At 61.3% G+C, this 12,912-nt stretch carries 13 protein-coding genes; 8 read left to right on the top strand and 5 right to left on the bottom strand.

What is annotated here, in order from left to right; genetic code table 11:
- Nucleotides 1–75 precede the first annotated feature (75 nt).
- Both ACZRMO_RS21705 and trmA read left to right on the top strand, forming a co-directional pair.
- Nucleotides 76–1,371 carry an NCS2 family permease gene (locus tag ACZRMO_RS21705; protein WP_017737405.1) on the top strand — a complete coding sequence of 432 codons (1,296 nt, stop codon included), beginning with the start codon at nucleotides 76–78 and terminating at the stop codon, nucleotides 1,369–1,371.
- Nucleotides 1,368–2,447 (top strand): tRNA (uridine(54)-C5)-methyltransferase TrmA, encoded by a 1,080-nt coding sequence (gene trmA, locus ACZRMO_RS21700; RefSeq protein WP_124527808.1) that lies wholly within the window; start codon nucleotides 1,368–1,370, stop codon nucleotides 2,445–2,447. The genes ACZRMO_RS21705 and trmA overlap by 4 nt, the downstream gene beginning before the upstream one ends.
- Before the next feature lie 68 nt (nucleotides 2,448–2,515).
- Here the strand turns inward: trmA and ACZRMO_RS21695 are convergent, their stop codons facing one another.
- Nucleotides 2,516–2,998 carry a DUF2442 domain-containing protein gene (locus tag ACZRMO_RS21695; RefSeq protein ID WP_463974177.1) on the bottom strand — a complete coding sequence of 161 codons (483 nt, stop codon included), beginning with the start codon at nucleotides 2,996–2,998 and terminating at the stop codon, nucleotides 2,516–2,518.
- A complete protein-coding gene (locus ACZRMO_RS21690) occupies nucleotides 2,977–3,405 on the bottom strand; it encodes a DUF4160 domain-containing protein (RefSeq protein ID WP_463974176.1) in 429 nt (142 codons plus the stop codon). The genes ACZRMO_RS21695 and ACZRMO_RS21690 overlap by 22 nt, the downstream gene beginning before the upstream one ends.
- Before the next feature lie 242 nt (nucleotides 3,406–3,647).
- On the opposite strand from ACZRMO_RS21690, the gene aroQ reads away from it, so the two are divergent.
- Nucleotides 3,648–4,088: a type II 3-dehydroquinate dehydratase gene (aroQ, locus tag ACZRMO_RS21685; RefSeq protein ID WP_124527811.1), complete on the top strand. Its 441-nt coding sequence runs from the start codon at nucleotides 3,648–3,650 to the stop codon at nucleotides 4,086–4,088.
- A complete protein-coding gene (locus ACZRMO_RS21680; RefSeq protein WP_463974175.1) occupies nucleotides 4,085–4,933 on the top strand; it encodes a shikimate dehydrogenase in 849 nt (282 codons plus the stop codon). The genes aroQ and ACZRMO_RS21680 overlap by 4 nt, the downstream gene beginning before the upstream one ends.
- A 148-nt stretch (nucleotides 4,934–5,081) precedes the next feature.
- Here ACZRMO_RS21680 and ACZRMO_RS21675 read toward each other — a convergent pair whose 3' ends face one another.
- Together ACZRMO_RS21675 and quiC are read right to left on the bottom strand one after the other, a co-directional pair.
- On the bottom strand, nucleotides 5,082–5,747 hold the full coding sequence (locus ACZRMO_RS21675; RefSeq protein ID WP_017737399.1) for a TetR/AcrR family transcriptional regulator: 666 nt from the start codon (nucleotides 5,745–5,747) through the stop codon (nucleotides 5,082–5,084).
- Between the two features lie 80 nt (nucleotides 5,748–5,827).
- The gene (quiC, locus tag ACZRMO_RS21670) at nucleotides 5,828–7,729 is read right to left on the bottom strand and encodes a 3-dehydroshikimate dehydratase QuiC (protein WP_124527814.1); all 1,902 of its coding nucleotides are present in this window, start codon (nucleotides 7,727–7,729) and stop codon (nucleotides 5,828–5,830) included.
- Between the two features lie 212 nt (nucleotides 7,730–7,941).
- Between quiC and ACZRMO_RS21665 the strand changes: the two genes are divergently transcribed.
- Complete coding sequence (locus ACZRMO_RS21665; RefSeq protein ID WP_017737397.1) at nucleotides 7,942–9,276, top strand: MFS transporter; 1,335 nt, start codon at nucleotides 7,942–7,944, stop codon at nucleotides 9,274–9,276.
- Nucleotides 9,277–9,278: 2 nt separating this feature from the next.
- On the opposite strand, the gene ACZRMO_RS21660 is transcribed toward ACZRMO_RS21665, so the two are convergent.
- Nucleotides 9,279–10,157, bottom strand: a complete 879-nt coding sequence (locus tag ACZRMO_RS21660; RefSeq protein WP_463974174.1) for a DMT family transporter — start codon at nucleotides 10,155–10,157, stop codon at nucleotides 9,279–9,281.
- Between the two features lie 183 nt (nucleotides 10,158–10,340).
- Here ACZRMO_RS21660 and ACZRMO_RS21655 point away from each other — a divergent pair, with 183 nt between their 5' ends.
- The 3 genes from ACZRMO_RS21655 (at nucleotide 10,341) to ACZRMO_RS21645 (ending at nucleotide 12,796) form a co-directional block, all read left to right on the top strand.
- Nucleotides 10,341–10,754, top strand: coding sequence for a hypothetical protein (locus ACZRMO_RS21655; protein WP_463974173.1), 414 nt, complete (start codon nucleotides 10,341–10,343; stop codon nucleotides 10,752–10,754).
- Nucleotides 10,755–10,936: 182 nt separating this feature from the next.
- A complete protein-coding gene (gene ypfJ / locus ACZRMO_RS21650) occupies nucleotides 10,937–11,821 on the top strand; it encodes a KPN_02809 family neutral zinc metallopeptidase (RefSeq protein ID WP_124527818.1) in 885 nt (294 codons plus the stop codon).
- On the top strand, nucleotides 11,822–12,796 hold the full coding sequence (locus tag ACZRMO_RS21645) for an alpha/beta hydrolase (protein ID WP_463974172.1): 975 nt from the start codon (nucleotides 11,822–11,824) through the stop codon (nucleotides 12,794–12,796).
- The last annotated feature ends 116 nt before the right edge of the window (nucleotides 12,797–12,912 follow it).

Raw genomic sequence — 12,912 nt, 5'->3', positions numbered from 1 at the left:
GGCGCTTGGCGCAATTTGTGCTTTGACTTAGAGGTCAACAAATCACGACGCAAAATAGCGTCACAGGGAGCCGGCATGCTGGAAAAGCTGTTTCAACTCAAAGCCCACAACACCAATGTGCGCACCGAGATTCTCGCGGGTATCACCACATTCCTGGCCATGGCCTACATCCTGTTCGTCAACCCGAGCATCCTCAGCCAGACCGGCATGGACAAGGGCGCGGTGTTTGTCGCGACCTGCCTGGCGGCGGCCATCGGTTCGACCGTGATGGGCCTGATCGCCAACTACCCGATCGCACTGGCGCCGGGCATGGGCCTCAACGCCTTCTTTACCTACACCGTGGTCCTGCACATGGGCCATACCTGGCAGGTGGCGCTCGGCGCGGTATTCATTTCGGCGGTGTTGTTCTTCCTGCTGTCGATCTTCCGTATCCGTGAGTGGATCATCAACGCCATCCCCCTGCCCCTGCGCTCGGCGATTGCCGCGGGTATCGGCCTGTTCCTGGCGTTGATCGCCCTGCACAACGCCGACATCGTCGTCAGCAACCCGGCCACCATGGTTGGCCTCGGTGACCTGACCAAAGCAGCGCCTATCCTTGCCACCCTCGGTTTCGTGCTGATCGTCGCACTGGAAGCCCTGGCCGTGCGCGGCGCAGTGCTGATCGGCATCCTCGCGGTGACCATTGCGTCCATCGCCTTGGGCGTAACCCCATTCGGCGGCGTGGTGTCGATGCCACCGTCCCTGGGCCCGACCTTCCTGCAACTGGACATCAAGGGCGCGCTGGATATCGGCCTGGTCAGCGTGATCTTCGCCTTCCTGTTCGTAGACCTGTTCGACAACTCCGGCACCCTGATCGGCGTCGCCAAGCGCGCCGGCCTGATGGGCAAGGACGGCCACATGCCAAAAATGGGCCGTGCGCTGATCGCCGACAGCACCGCCGCCATGGCCGGTTCGCTGCTGGGTACGTCGACCACCACCAGCTATATTGAATCCGCAGCGGGCGTGAGCGCCGGCGGCCGCACCGGTTTGACCGCCATCGTCGTGGCGATCCTGTTTCTGCTGGCCCTGTTCTTCTCGCCATTGGCGGGCAGCGTCCCAGCCTTCGCCACCGCACCCGCGCTGCTGTTCGTGGCCGTGCTGATGACCCAGGGCCTGGCAGAAATCGACTGGGATGACATCACTGTTGCAGCGCCGGTGGTGATCACCGCCCTGGCGATGCCCTTCACTTACTCCATCGCCAACGGCATCGCCTTCGGTTTCATCGCCTGGACCGCCATCAAGCTGCTTTCGGGCCGCTACCGTGAGCTGAACCCGGCGCTGGTGATTCTGTCGATTCTGTTTGTGATCAAGCTGGGCTGGTTCAACGCATGACTTTTGACGCCGCAAGCTACACCGCTCAACTGCAAGACAAGGTCACGCGCTTGCGTGACCTGTTGGCCCCGTTCGATGCGCCTGAGCCACAGGTATTCGACTCGCCGCTGCAGAACTTCCGCCTGCGGGCGGAGTTCCGCCTGTGGCGCGAAGGGGGTGATCGCCACTACGCGATGTTCTCCCAGGACGACAAGCGCACGCCGATCCTGATCGAAGAATTCCCCATCGCCAGCCTGCGTATCAACCAGTTGATGCCCCAACTCAAGGCCGCCTGGCAAGCCAGTGCCGCCCTGAGCCACAAGCTGTTCCAGGTGGAGTTCCTCACCACCCTGGCCGGCGACGCGATGATCACCTTGTGCTATCACCGCCCGCTGGACGAGCATTGGCACACCGCCGCGAACAAACTGGCGGCGGACTTGAACGTGAGCATCATCGGCCGCTCCAAGGGCAAACGCGATGTGATCGGCCAGGACTACGTGGTGGAGAAACTCGACGTCGGCGGTCGCACCTTCAGCTATCGCCAACCCGAAGGCGCGTTCACCCAGCCCAACGGCACCGTGAACCAGAAGATGCTCAACTGGGCCTATGAAGCGCTGGGCGATCGCCCGGATGACCTGCTGGAGCTGTACTGCGGCAACGGCAACTTCACCCTGCCCCTGGCAACCCGCGTGCGCAAAGTGCTGGCCACCGAGATCAGCAAGACCTCGGTCAATGCCGCCCTGAGCAACCTCGATGAAAATGCGGTGGAGAACGTCACCCTGGTGCGCCTCTCCGCCGAAGAACTCACCGAAGCCCTGAATGAAGTGCGCCCGTTCCGTCGCTTGCACGGCATCGACCTCAAGAGCTACGAATTCGGCAGCGTGTTCGTCGACCCGCCGCGTGCCGGCATGGACCCGGACACCTGCGAGCTGACCCGGCGTTTCGACAACATCCTGTACATCTCATGCAACCCAGAGACGTTGGCGGCGAACATCGCGCAACTGCATGACACGCACCGTATTACCCAGTGTGCGATGTTTGACCAGTTCCCGTGGACGCACCACATGGAATCAGGCGTTTTGCTGACCCGACGCTAAATCTTACAGCCACCAACATCCCCCCTGTGGGAGCGGGCTCCCACACAAGCCCACTCCCAACACAGCTTTCATGCATCAGTTGAATCGTCGGGTTTCGTAGTGTCTTTACGCGGCCGCCCGCCCTTCTTGCCATTGGCGCGGGCAGCCGCCGCTTTAGCGGCGCTACTCTTACGGCCGTTGCGCGAGGCCACCAGGCTGACGGCCAGGTCCATCAAGGGCTGGCTCGTGGCGATCAGGCCGGTGATGGACACGTCCAGGTCCTGGGGTTCACAGCACAGTGCCTTGCCACCGAAACCGACCTCCAATTGCTGGAAGTCCTCCAAGGAAAACCCCTCGAACTCGGGAAGGCCCGCAACGGGCAACGAGACCTGGCTGCCGTCGCTGAAGCCGATGGAAATACGCTTGTCCTCATAGCTCACCGAGCTGGCGCGGGCGTGCAAATGCTTTGTCTTGCGCCCACGGGCTATCGCTTTATCGATATCGGCCTCGGTGAGCGGCACATAGGGCCGGACTTTGGCTTTTACGACTTTTACAAATTTATCTTCACCCATACTGGAATCCTCACCAGATTCAAAATTGTCTGCTGCCCCACAGCATCGTGCCAAGCGCGTGCGATTACATGGACACCCGGCCGGATGACCAATCCCGGCACCACCTCATCCGCCCCCAAGTCCCAGGAATGGTTCTCCAAACAAACCGTCTGAATTTTCTCCCACCAAATCCTCCGCGCCCGCGCCAGATAATGCCGCTGCATCAACGCCGCGCGAATACCCAGCAGAACTGCGCCAGACGGCCTCCGCCGTTCAGGGTCCACATCCCACAACTCCACGCTGTCATCCAGAAAGCTGAAACGAAAGCGCGCCCCCCAACCCGCGCCCCTTACATGAACATGCGGCGGGCAATGTTCATCCCTGAGCAACACTGAAATCACAAATCCCTTGTAAGTGCCTATTCGCATCGTAACCCATCCGTTAGGTAATTTTCCGCCCGGTAACAATTTCGCCCCTTGTCACCTGACAACCGGCTCCAAAATCCTGAAGCTGTTTCACAGACTAGTAACGGGCAACGAAGCGTCGAATGCCGTGTTGTTACCGCGCATAACCGTGCGGTAATCGAACATATCCTCCGCCGTCGATTGACCAAATTAACCATTCAGTACATTTTACTTCCACAACTAACAATAACTGTGGAGACCCTCCCATGCCGCCTATCGTGCTGGTGCTCAACGGCCCCAACCTCAACCTGCTCGGCACCCGTGAGCCTGCAACCTACGGCCATGAAACCCTGGCCGACATCGCCGCGCTGTGCGGGCGCAGCGCCGAAAAGCTCGGGCTGAAAATCGAATTCCGCCAGACCAACCACGAAGGCGAACTGCTCGACTGGATCCACGGCGCCCGCACCCGTTGCGCCGGTATCGTGATCAACCCGGCAGCATGGACGCACACCTCCGTCGCCATCCGCGACGCGCTGGTGGCCAGTGAAGTGCCGGTGATCGAAGTGCATTTGTCCAACGTGCATGCCCGTGAAGCGTTCCGTCATCACTCGTTTGTGTCGCCCATCGCCAAGGCCGTGCTGGCCGGTTTTGGCAGCCATGGCTACCACTTGGCCCTGGAACATTTCAGCCAGGTGTTGAACGCATGAAGCCGCGCATTCTCGCCGGCCTGATCGGCTCCGGCATCCAGGCTTCCCGCACCCCCGCCCTGCATGAACAGGAAGGCGACGCCCAAGGCTTGCGCTACCTGTATCGCCTGATCGATCTGGACCCGCTGCTGCTGAACGTCGATGCCCTACCCGACCTGCTGGACGCCGCCGAGTTGATGCAGTTCACCGGGCTGAACATTACCTACCCGTGCAAGCAGGCGATCCTACCGTTGCTCGATGAACTGTCCGACGAGGCGCGCGGCATCGGCGCGGTGAATACGGTGGTGTTCAAGGACGGCAAGCGCATCGGCCACAACACCGACTGCCTGGGATTCGCGGAGGGTTTTCGCCGTAACTTGAGTGATGTCGTGCGTCGGCGTGTAGTACAAATGGGCGCTGGCGGCGCAGGTGCGGCGGTGGCCCACGCGCTATTGGCCGAAGGTGTCGAACACTTGAGCATTTTCGATCTGGACAACACCCGCGCCCAAGACCTGGTAGACAACCTCAGCCAGCGTTTCGGCCCAGGCCGCGCCCAGGTCGGCAACCACTTGGAAAATGCCATGGCTGAGGCCGATGGTGTGGTCAACACCACGCCGATGGGCATGGCCAAGCTGCCGGGCACACCGGTGCCGGCGGCCTTGCTGCGGGCTGAGGTGTGGGTGGCGGAAATCGTGTATTTCCCGCTGGAAACAGAACTGCTGCGCGATGCCCGGGCCCTGGGTTGCCGCACGCTGGATGGCGGCAACATGGCGGTGTTTCAGGCGGTGAAGGCGTTTGAGCTGTTCAGTGGCGAAGCGCCGGATGCGCAGCGGATGCTGGCGCACTTTCAGAGCATGAATCACTAAACTGTAGAAACCGGATCAAAAAATGTGGGAGCGGGCTTGCTCGCGAATGCGGTGTATCAGTGAGGAATATGTTGACTGACACACCGCATTCGCGAGCAAGCCCGCTCCCACATTTAGGTTGCATTCCACTCGAAGAGTCGCGTTAGCCTCAGGCCTGCAGATACCGCATCACCGACTCACAAATCATGTCCCGATGCCGTTGCTTGATGGCCTCATCTGACAGCTCGATCTGGAAAATCTCACTGAAGGTATGGCGATTGGACACCCGGTAAAAGCTGAACGAGTTGATCAGCAGGTGCACATCCAACGGCTCCAGCCCCGCACGAAATACGCCCATCTCAGCCCCACGCCGCAACGTCGCGCCAAGCGCTTCAAGGATGTTGCTGTTCATCGCCTTGATCGACTCCGAGCGCTTCACGTACTCGGCGTTGTGGATATTTTCGATGCTGACGATGCGCACAAAGTCCACGTTTTGGTCATGGTGATCAAAGGTGAACTCCACCAGCCGGCGGATCGCTTCGCGGGGCTCCAGGGCGGTGAGATTCATCCGGGTTTCAGTGTTGCGGATGTCGCCGTAAAGCTTCTCCAACACCTCGACGTACAACTGCTCCTTGCTGCCGAAGTAGTAATAGATCATGCGTTTGGAGGTGTGGATACGCTCGGCGATGGCGTCCACGCGCGCGCCGGACAGGCCTTGCTGGACAAACTCGACGATCGCTTCCTGCAGGATGTTTTCGCGGGTCTTTTCCGGGTTGTTCTTACGACTCTTGCGCGGCGTTTCGGACGCAGCGGAGAGGTCGGGAGTCAGGGTCATGGTGCGCTCACGGCCGTTTTTATTGTGCAGGCGCCGATTATGGGCTGCGGCGCTCCCCGAAGGAAGCACCGCGCCACCGCTCACAACCGTGCCTGGCGCACCGCACCGCTGCGGGATTTGGCCATGGCCGCCAGGCGCACCGCCACGTTGGCCGCGCCGTAACCGGCATAACCGTTCTTGCGCTGGATGATCTCGAAGAAGAACCGTCCTTCGAACGGCTCGGTGTACACGTGAAACAGCTCACCGCCGTTGGCATCACGGTCGTACAGCACGTTGTAGTACGCCAGCTCGCTGAGGAATTCGTCGTCGAAATCAAACCGCGCCGCGAGGTCATCGTAGTAGTTGAGCGGGATGTCCAGCAGCGGCACGCCCGCGTCTTTGGCCCGGCGTACCTCGGCGAAAATATCCGCGCAGTCGAAGGCAATGTGGTGCACGCCCGAGCCGCGATAGCTGGATAGCGCGTGGGAAATCGCAGTGTTGCGGTTCTCGGAAATATTCAGCGGCAGACGAACGGAGCTGCAACGGCTGCGCAGCGCACGGCTTTTCACCAGGCCGTAGGGATCGGGCAACACCACTTCATCGTCGGCCTCGAAATCCAGCAGGCTCTTGTAGAACAGCACCCAACTGTCGAGGCTGTCGGCCGGCAGCGCCATGGCCATATGGTCGATGCGCAGCAAGCCACCGCCGGCAGCCGGCGCGGTTTGCAGGTTGAAGTCGGTGTCGTACAGCGTGCCTTCGCTGGGGTCCACCAGATAGATCAGGCTGCCATCCGGCGCGCGTACGGCGGCCAGTTCCAGCTCATTGGGGCCGACCAAGCCGCGATAGGGCTGGCCCTTGTAGGCCACCGCCCGCTCCAGGGCCTTGGCGCTGTCCTTGACCCGCAGCGCCGTGGCGCACAACGACGGGCCGTGGGCCTCGAAAAAGTTGTGGGCGAAGGAATAGGGTTCGCAATTGAGGATCAGGTTGATATCACCCTGGCGCAACAGGCTCACGCTCTTGGAGCGGTGCTGGCCGGCCTTGACGAAGCCAAGGCGCTCCAGCCAATGGGTCAGCTTGGCGCCGAGGCTTTCGTCCACGGCAAACTCAAGGAACTCGATGCCGTCGTATTCGCTGGCGGCCGGGGTGTCGAACAGAATCTCCACCGGTTGCGCCGGCGCTTGCTGCTGCAGGCGCTCACGGGTTTTCTCTTCCAGGTACAGCAAGGAGCGCAGGCCGTCCGCCGCATTCGCCCGGGTCGGCGCGGCGCGGAAACCGTCGTTGAAAATCTCCAGGGACAAGGGCCCGGTGTAGCCACTCTGGATGATCGGTGCAAGAAAGCCCGCCAAGTCGAATTCGCCCTGACCTGGGAAACAGCGGAAATGCCGGCTCCACTCCAGTACATCCATGGCCAGGATCGGCGCGTCGGCCATTTGCACAAAGAAAATCTTGTCGCCTGGGATCTGCGCGATGCCACTTGGGTCGCCCTTGAGCGACAAGGTATGGAAGCTGTCGAGCAGCACGCCGAGGGCTGGGTGATCGACCTGGCGCACCAGGTTCCACACCTGCTGCCAGGTGTTCACATGCTTGCCCCAGGCCAGCGCCTCGTAACCGATGCGCAAGCCACGGCGGCCGGCATGTTCGGCCAACAGGCTGAGATCGTCGAGCAAAATGCGCTCATCGCCCACGCAGTCGGCGGAAGCGTTGCTGCACACCAGCACCAGGTCGGTGCCCAGTTCCTGCATCAGGTCGAACTTGCGCTCGGCGCGCTCCAGGTTGCGCGCCAGGCGGTCGCGGCGGCAGCCTTCAAAGTCGCGAAACGGCTGGAACAAGGTGATGGCAATCCCCAGGTCGGCACACATCTGCCTAACTTCGCGGGGGCTGCCGTCGTAATACAACAAGTCGTTTTCAAAGATCTCCACGCCATCAAACCCGGCGGCGGCGATGGCTTCGAGTTTTTCCGGCAGGGTGCCGCTCAAGGAAACGGTGGCAATGGAACGTTGCATGGGGCGACTCCCGGCAATTATTGTTTGCGCCAAATTATTCGCCCCCAGTCTACCCACAGCAATTAAAATGTACGAACCGGTTAGTTTTTGGTGCGATTATCGAACACTAAGCCGCTTTGGCGAATTGACGATTTTTTAGCCGCTGCGCACCATCAACGACGCAACCTGACCCAGAACACACCATAAAAATTTCAAAAAACGGGTACGACCTCATGCCTCTGCAAAATTCCGCCCTGGCCGCGCGCCCCGGCACCCCGCACGCCGGCATCGGCGACAAGATCCGCGGCGCCATGGCCGTGGGTAAGACTCGCTGGGGCATGTTGGCCCTGGTGTTCTTCGCCACCACCCTCAACTACATCGACCGAGCCGCCCTGGGCGTGATGCAACCGATCCTGGCGAAGGAGATGAGCTGGACGGCGATGGACTACGCCAACATCAACTTCTGGTTCCAGGTCGGCTACGCCATCGGCTTTGTGCTGCAAGGCCGCTTGATCGACCGTGTCGGCGTCAAACGCGTGTTCTTCTGCGCCGTGCTGTTGTGGAGCCTGGCCACCGGTGCCCACGGCCTGGCCACGTCGGCCGTTGGTTTCATGGTCTGCCGCTTTATCCTCGGGCTGACCGAGGCCGCCAACTACCCGGCCTGCGTCAAGACCACGCGCCTGTGGTTCCCCGCCGGTGAACGTGCGGTGGCCACCGGGATCTTCAACGCCGGTACCAACGTTGGCGCGATGATGACGCCGATGCTGCTGCCGCTGATCCTGCACGTGTGGGGCTGGCAAGCCGCATTCCTGTGCATGGCTTCGCTGGGCGCGATCTGGCTGGTGTTCTGGGGTTTGAAGTACTACAACCCGGAAGACCATCCGAGTGTTAAGCAATCGGAACTGGACTACGTGCAACGGGAAGTCGAGCCAGAACAACCGGGCGTGCCGTTCAGCCGTATCCTGCGCATGCGCGGCACCTGGGCCTTCGCTATTGCCTACGCACTGACCGCGCCGGTGTTCTGGTTCTACCTGTATTGGTTGCCGCCGTTCCTGAACCAGCAATACAACCTGGGTATCAACGTGACCCAGATGGGCATCCCGCTGATCATCATCTATCTGACAGCCGACTTCGGCAGTGTGGGCGGGGGGATTCTGTCGTCGTTCCTGATCGGCCGTGGCATGAACTCGATCAAGGCGCGGTTGCTGTCGATGCTGCTGTTCGCCTGCTGCATCGTCGGCGTGATCATGGCCGCCGGTTCCAGCCAACTGTGGGTCGCGGTGTTTGCCATCTCCCTGGCCATCGGTGCGCACCAGGCCTGGACTGCCAACATCTGGAGCCTGGTAATGGACTACACGCCCAAGCACATGATGAGCACCGTGTTCGGTTTCGGCGGCATGTGCGCGGCTATCGGCGGCATGTTCATGACCCAGATCGTCGGCCACATCCTCACCGTGACCAACAACAACTACACCGTGTTGTTCACCCTGATCCCGGCGATGTACTTCATTGCGCTGACCTGGATGTACTTCATGGCCCCGCGCAAGATTCCTACCGTAGACGTCTAACTCTACCTACGCCGCTGCTGCCAGGCAGCGGCCAGCCCGCTCATGCAGATCACCCCGATGCCGACCACCGTGGTCACGTCGGGGGTATGGTTGAACACCAGCCAGCCCAACAACCCCGCAAACACGATCTGGCAATAGCCAAACGGCGCCAGCAAGGCCGGCGCCGCAAAGCGGAACGCCTGGGTCAACAGCAAGTGCGCGGTCATCCCGCAGGTGCCCAGCGCCAGCATCAACACCCCGTGCCACCACGTCGGGATCTGCCAGAAGAACGGCACCAGCGCACTCATCACCAAGGTATTGCACAGGCCGGCGAAGAAGTTGCTGGTGGTCGGTGTGTCGTATTGGCTGAGGATGCGCGTGAGCAACTGGTAGAAACAGAAGAACATCGCCGAACACAGCGGCAGCAGCACCGCCGGGGTGAACAGTTCACCGCCGGGGTGGATGATGATCAACACGCCGACAAACCCGCAGATCACCGCCAGCCACTGGCCACGCGTGACGTGCTCGCCGAGCAGCGGCACCGAGAGGGCTGTCACCAGGATCGGCGCGAGGAAGTTCACCGCAGTGGCTTCCGCCAACGGGATGTAATGCAGCGCCGCCGTAAAGAACAGGCTGGTGCCCAACAGGCACAACGCCCGCACCACCTGCATGCCCGGCCGTTTGCTGCGTAGTACGCGCAGGCCCGATTGCGGCAGGAAAATCCCCGCCATCAGCAAGGTGTGCACCAGGTAGCGCGCCCACACCACCATCACGATCGGGTAGAACCCGGCGAGGTATTTGGACAAGGCGTCGTGGCTGGAGAACAGGAAAGTCGCCACCACAATCAGCAAAATGCCTTTGAAGGGATGGTTGACGCCGGAGAGGGGAGTGCTGACGGTCATTGAGTTCTCTTGCATGACGGGCTGAACGCGGGCTGCTCAACCCGGTAATCTAGCAGCCGGGCCTGCGTCTGCCCCAAGAGCATAACCAAACACTGTGCGAACAGCGCACTAAATCAGCGGATTCGAGTCCAACGTCCCACGTTTGCCCGTACGTTGCACACTTTTTAGCCAAGGCCTGCCGCTATGAAAAAAAACCTGTTCGTTCTGTCTGTCGTTGCCCTGCTTGCCGCTTGCAACCAGGAAGCCAAGGAAGCCCCCAAACCCGCGCCCGCCTCCGTGCAAGCCACCCTGGTGCCGGCAACCCCGCCCACCGACCAATGGGTCGGCAAGTGGATTGGCGTCGAGGGCCTGAACCTGACCATCGCCAAGGACGACAGCATCGGCCGTGGTCACTACCTCCTCACCATGCAATACGGCCTCGACGCCGACGACTCGGGCACCTTCAAAGGTGAAGCCGCCGAAGACGGCATCGCCTTCACCCGCCCGGACGGCCCGCAACTGCTGCGCGCCGGTGACGGCGAAGCCACCGGTCTGAAGTGGCTGGCGGACAAAAAGGACTGCCTGATCGTGGCAACCGGCGAAGGCTACTGCCGCTAATAACGTCCATACTCAACCCTTACACTGCAGGAACAGGCTGCGGTTGTGGCGAGGGAGCTTGCTCCCGCTGGAGTGCGTAGCGCTCCCTGGCTTTTGGGGCCGCTGCGCAGCCCAGCGGGAGCAAGCTCCCTCGCCACAGTTAAGTTTCAACTTATAAAAGGCTCACCGAGAGGATTGCCCCCATGCTATGGAAAAAAGGCCGACGCAGCGACAACGTGGTGGATGCCCGCGATGACAGTGGCGGCGGTGGCGGCATGCGCTTTGGCGGCGGCAAGGGCCTGAGCCTGACCGCCATCGTGCTGATCGTCGGCATTGGCTGGCTGACGGGCCAGGACCCGTTGCAGATCCTCGGCCAGCTCACCGGCCAGATGGAACAGGCGCCGTCGGTCAGCACCCAGACGCGCCAGGCGCCGCCGGCCAACGATGAGCAGGCGGATTTTGTCCGCGCGGTGCTCGGCGATACCGAAGACACCTGGGCCCAGGTGTTCCAGGAAAACGGCCTGGCCTACAAGAACCCGAAACTGATCCTGTTCCGTGGCCGGGTGAATTCCGCCTGCGGCGGCGCCACGTCGGCCAGCGGCCCGTTCTATTGCCCGGCGGACCAACAGGTGTACCTGGACCTGGATTTCTTCCGCGAAATGTCGCAACGCTTCCAGGCCGCGGGTGACTTTGCCCAGGCCTACGTGATCGCCCACGAAGTCGGGCACCATGTGCAGACGTTGCTGGGTATCTCTTCGAAAATCCAGGCGGCACGCCAACAAGGCCGGCAGATGCAAGGCGACGGCGGCCTGCTGGTGCGCCAGGAACTGCAAGCCGACTGCTTTGCCGGCGTGTGGGCCAACCGCGCGCAAAAGCGCCTGAACTGGCTGGAACCCGGCGATATCGAAGAAGCACTGAACGCGGCCAATGCCATCGGCGATGACCGTTTGCAGCAACAGGGTCAGGGCCGCGTGGTGCCGGACTCGTTTACCCACGGCACCTCGGCGCAGCGCGTACGCTGGTTCAAGACCGGCTTCGCCCAGGGCCAGATCACTCAATGCGATACCTTTTCCGCCAAGAGTCTTTAAATGAATAAACGATTGGGATTGCTGCTGGGCCTGTTAGTCAGTTGTTCAACCTGGGCGGCCGGACACGGCGCCAAGCAAGCCAGTCTTGATCGATTCCCCCTGGAGGCCGGCGACCTCAGCGTCGGCCTGAGCCAGGATTGGCGCCAGCCGCTACCCCACGTGACCCGTGCGTTGATCATCGTGCACGGGCGCCTGCGCGATGCACAGACCTACCTGGAAAGTGGCGAAAAGGCTGCCGCAAATGCCGGACAAGGCGCCAACACCTTGGTGATCGCCCCACGATTTCTGATCGAGGCGGATGCGCAACACGAGCATCTGGACAACCAGATCCTGCGCTGGACCGACAATGGCTGGATGGCCGGCGAGCCTTCTACCGGCCCGGGTCACATCAGTTCCTACGGCGCACTCGACCAAATCATCAAGCACCTGGGCAACCGCAAGCTGTTCCCGGCACTGAAGGAAATCGTGGTGGCCGGGCATTCCGGCGGTGGCCAGGTGGTGCAGCGTTTTGCCCTCACCAGCCACGACCATCCGAAGCTGCAAACCGAAGGCATCAGCCTGCAGTATGTGGTGGCGAACCCTTCGTCCTACGCCTACTTCACCCCGCAACGGCCAGTGAAGTTCGATGCGGCCAGTTGCCCGGGGTTCAACGACTGGAAATACGGCATGCAGAACTTGCCGGCCTACGCCAAAGGCCAGAGCCCGGCGCAGCTTGAACAGGCTTACGTGTCTCGCAACATCACTTACCTGCTGGGCCAGCAGGACACCGACCCGAATCATCACGCGCTGGACAAAGGCTGTGAGGCCGAAACCCAGGGGGCGTATCGGTTGGTTCGTGGGCACAACTATTTTGACTACCTCAAGCAGCGGCATCCGCAGTTGGGGCATCAGTTGGTGGAAGTGCCGGGGGTGGGGCATAACGGGGATGGGATGTTTACGTCTCCAGAGGGGCAGAAGGTGTTGTTTGCCCAATAACAACTGAAGAAACCCAATCAAAAATGTGGGAGCTGGCTTGCCTGCGATTGCGGTGGGTCAGCTGAACATATTTCAACTGACCGTTAGCTATCGCAGGCAAGCCAGCTCCCACAGTT

Source organism: Pseudomonas sp. B611, assembly GCF_055407965.1.
Note: the sequence above shows the minus strand (reverse complement) of the source record. Positions and strands in the feature narration are given on the sequence as shown.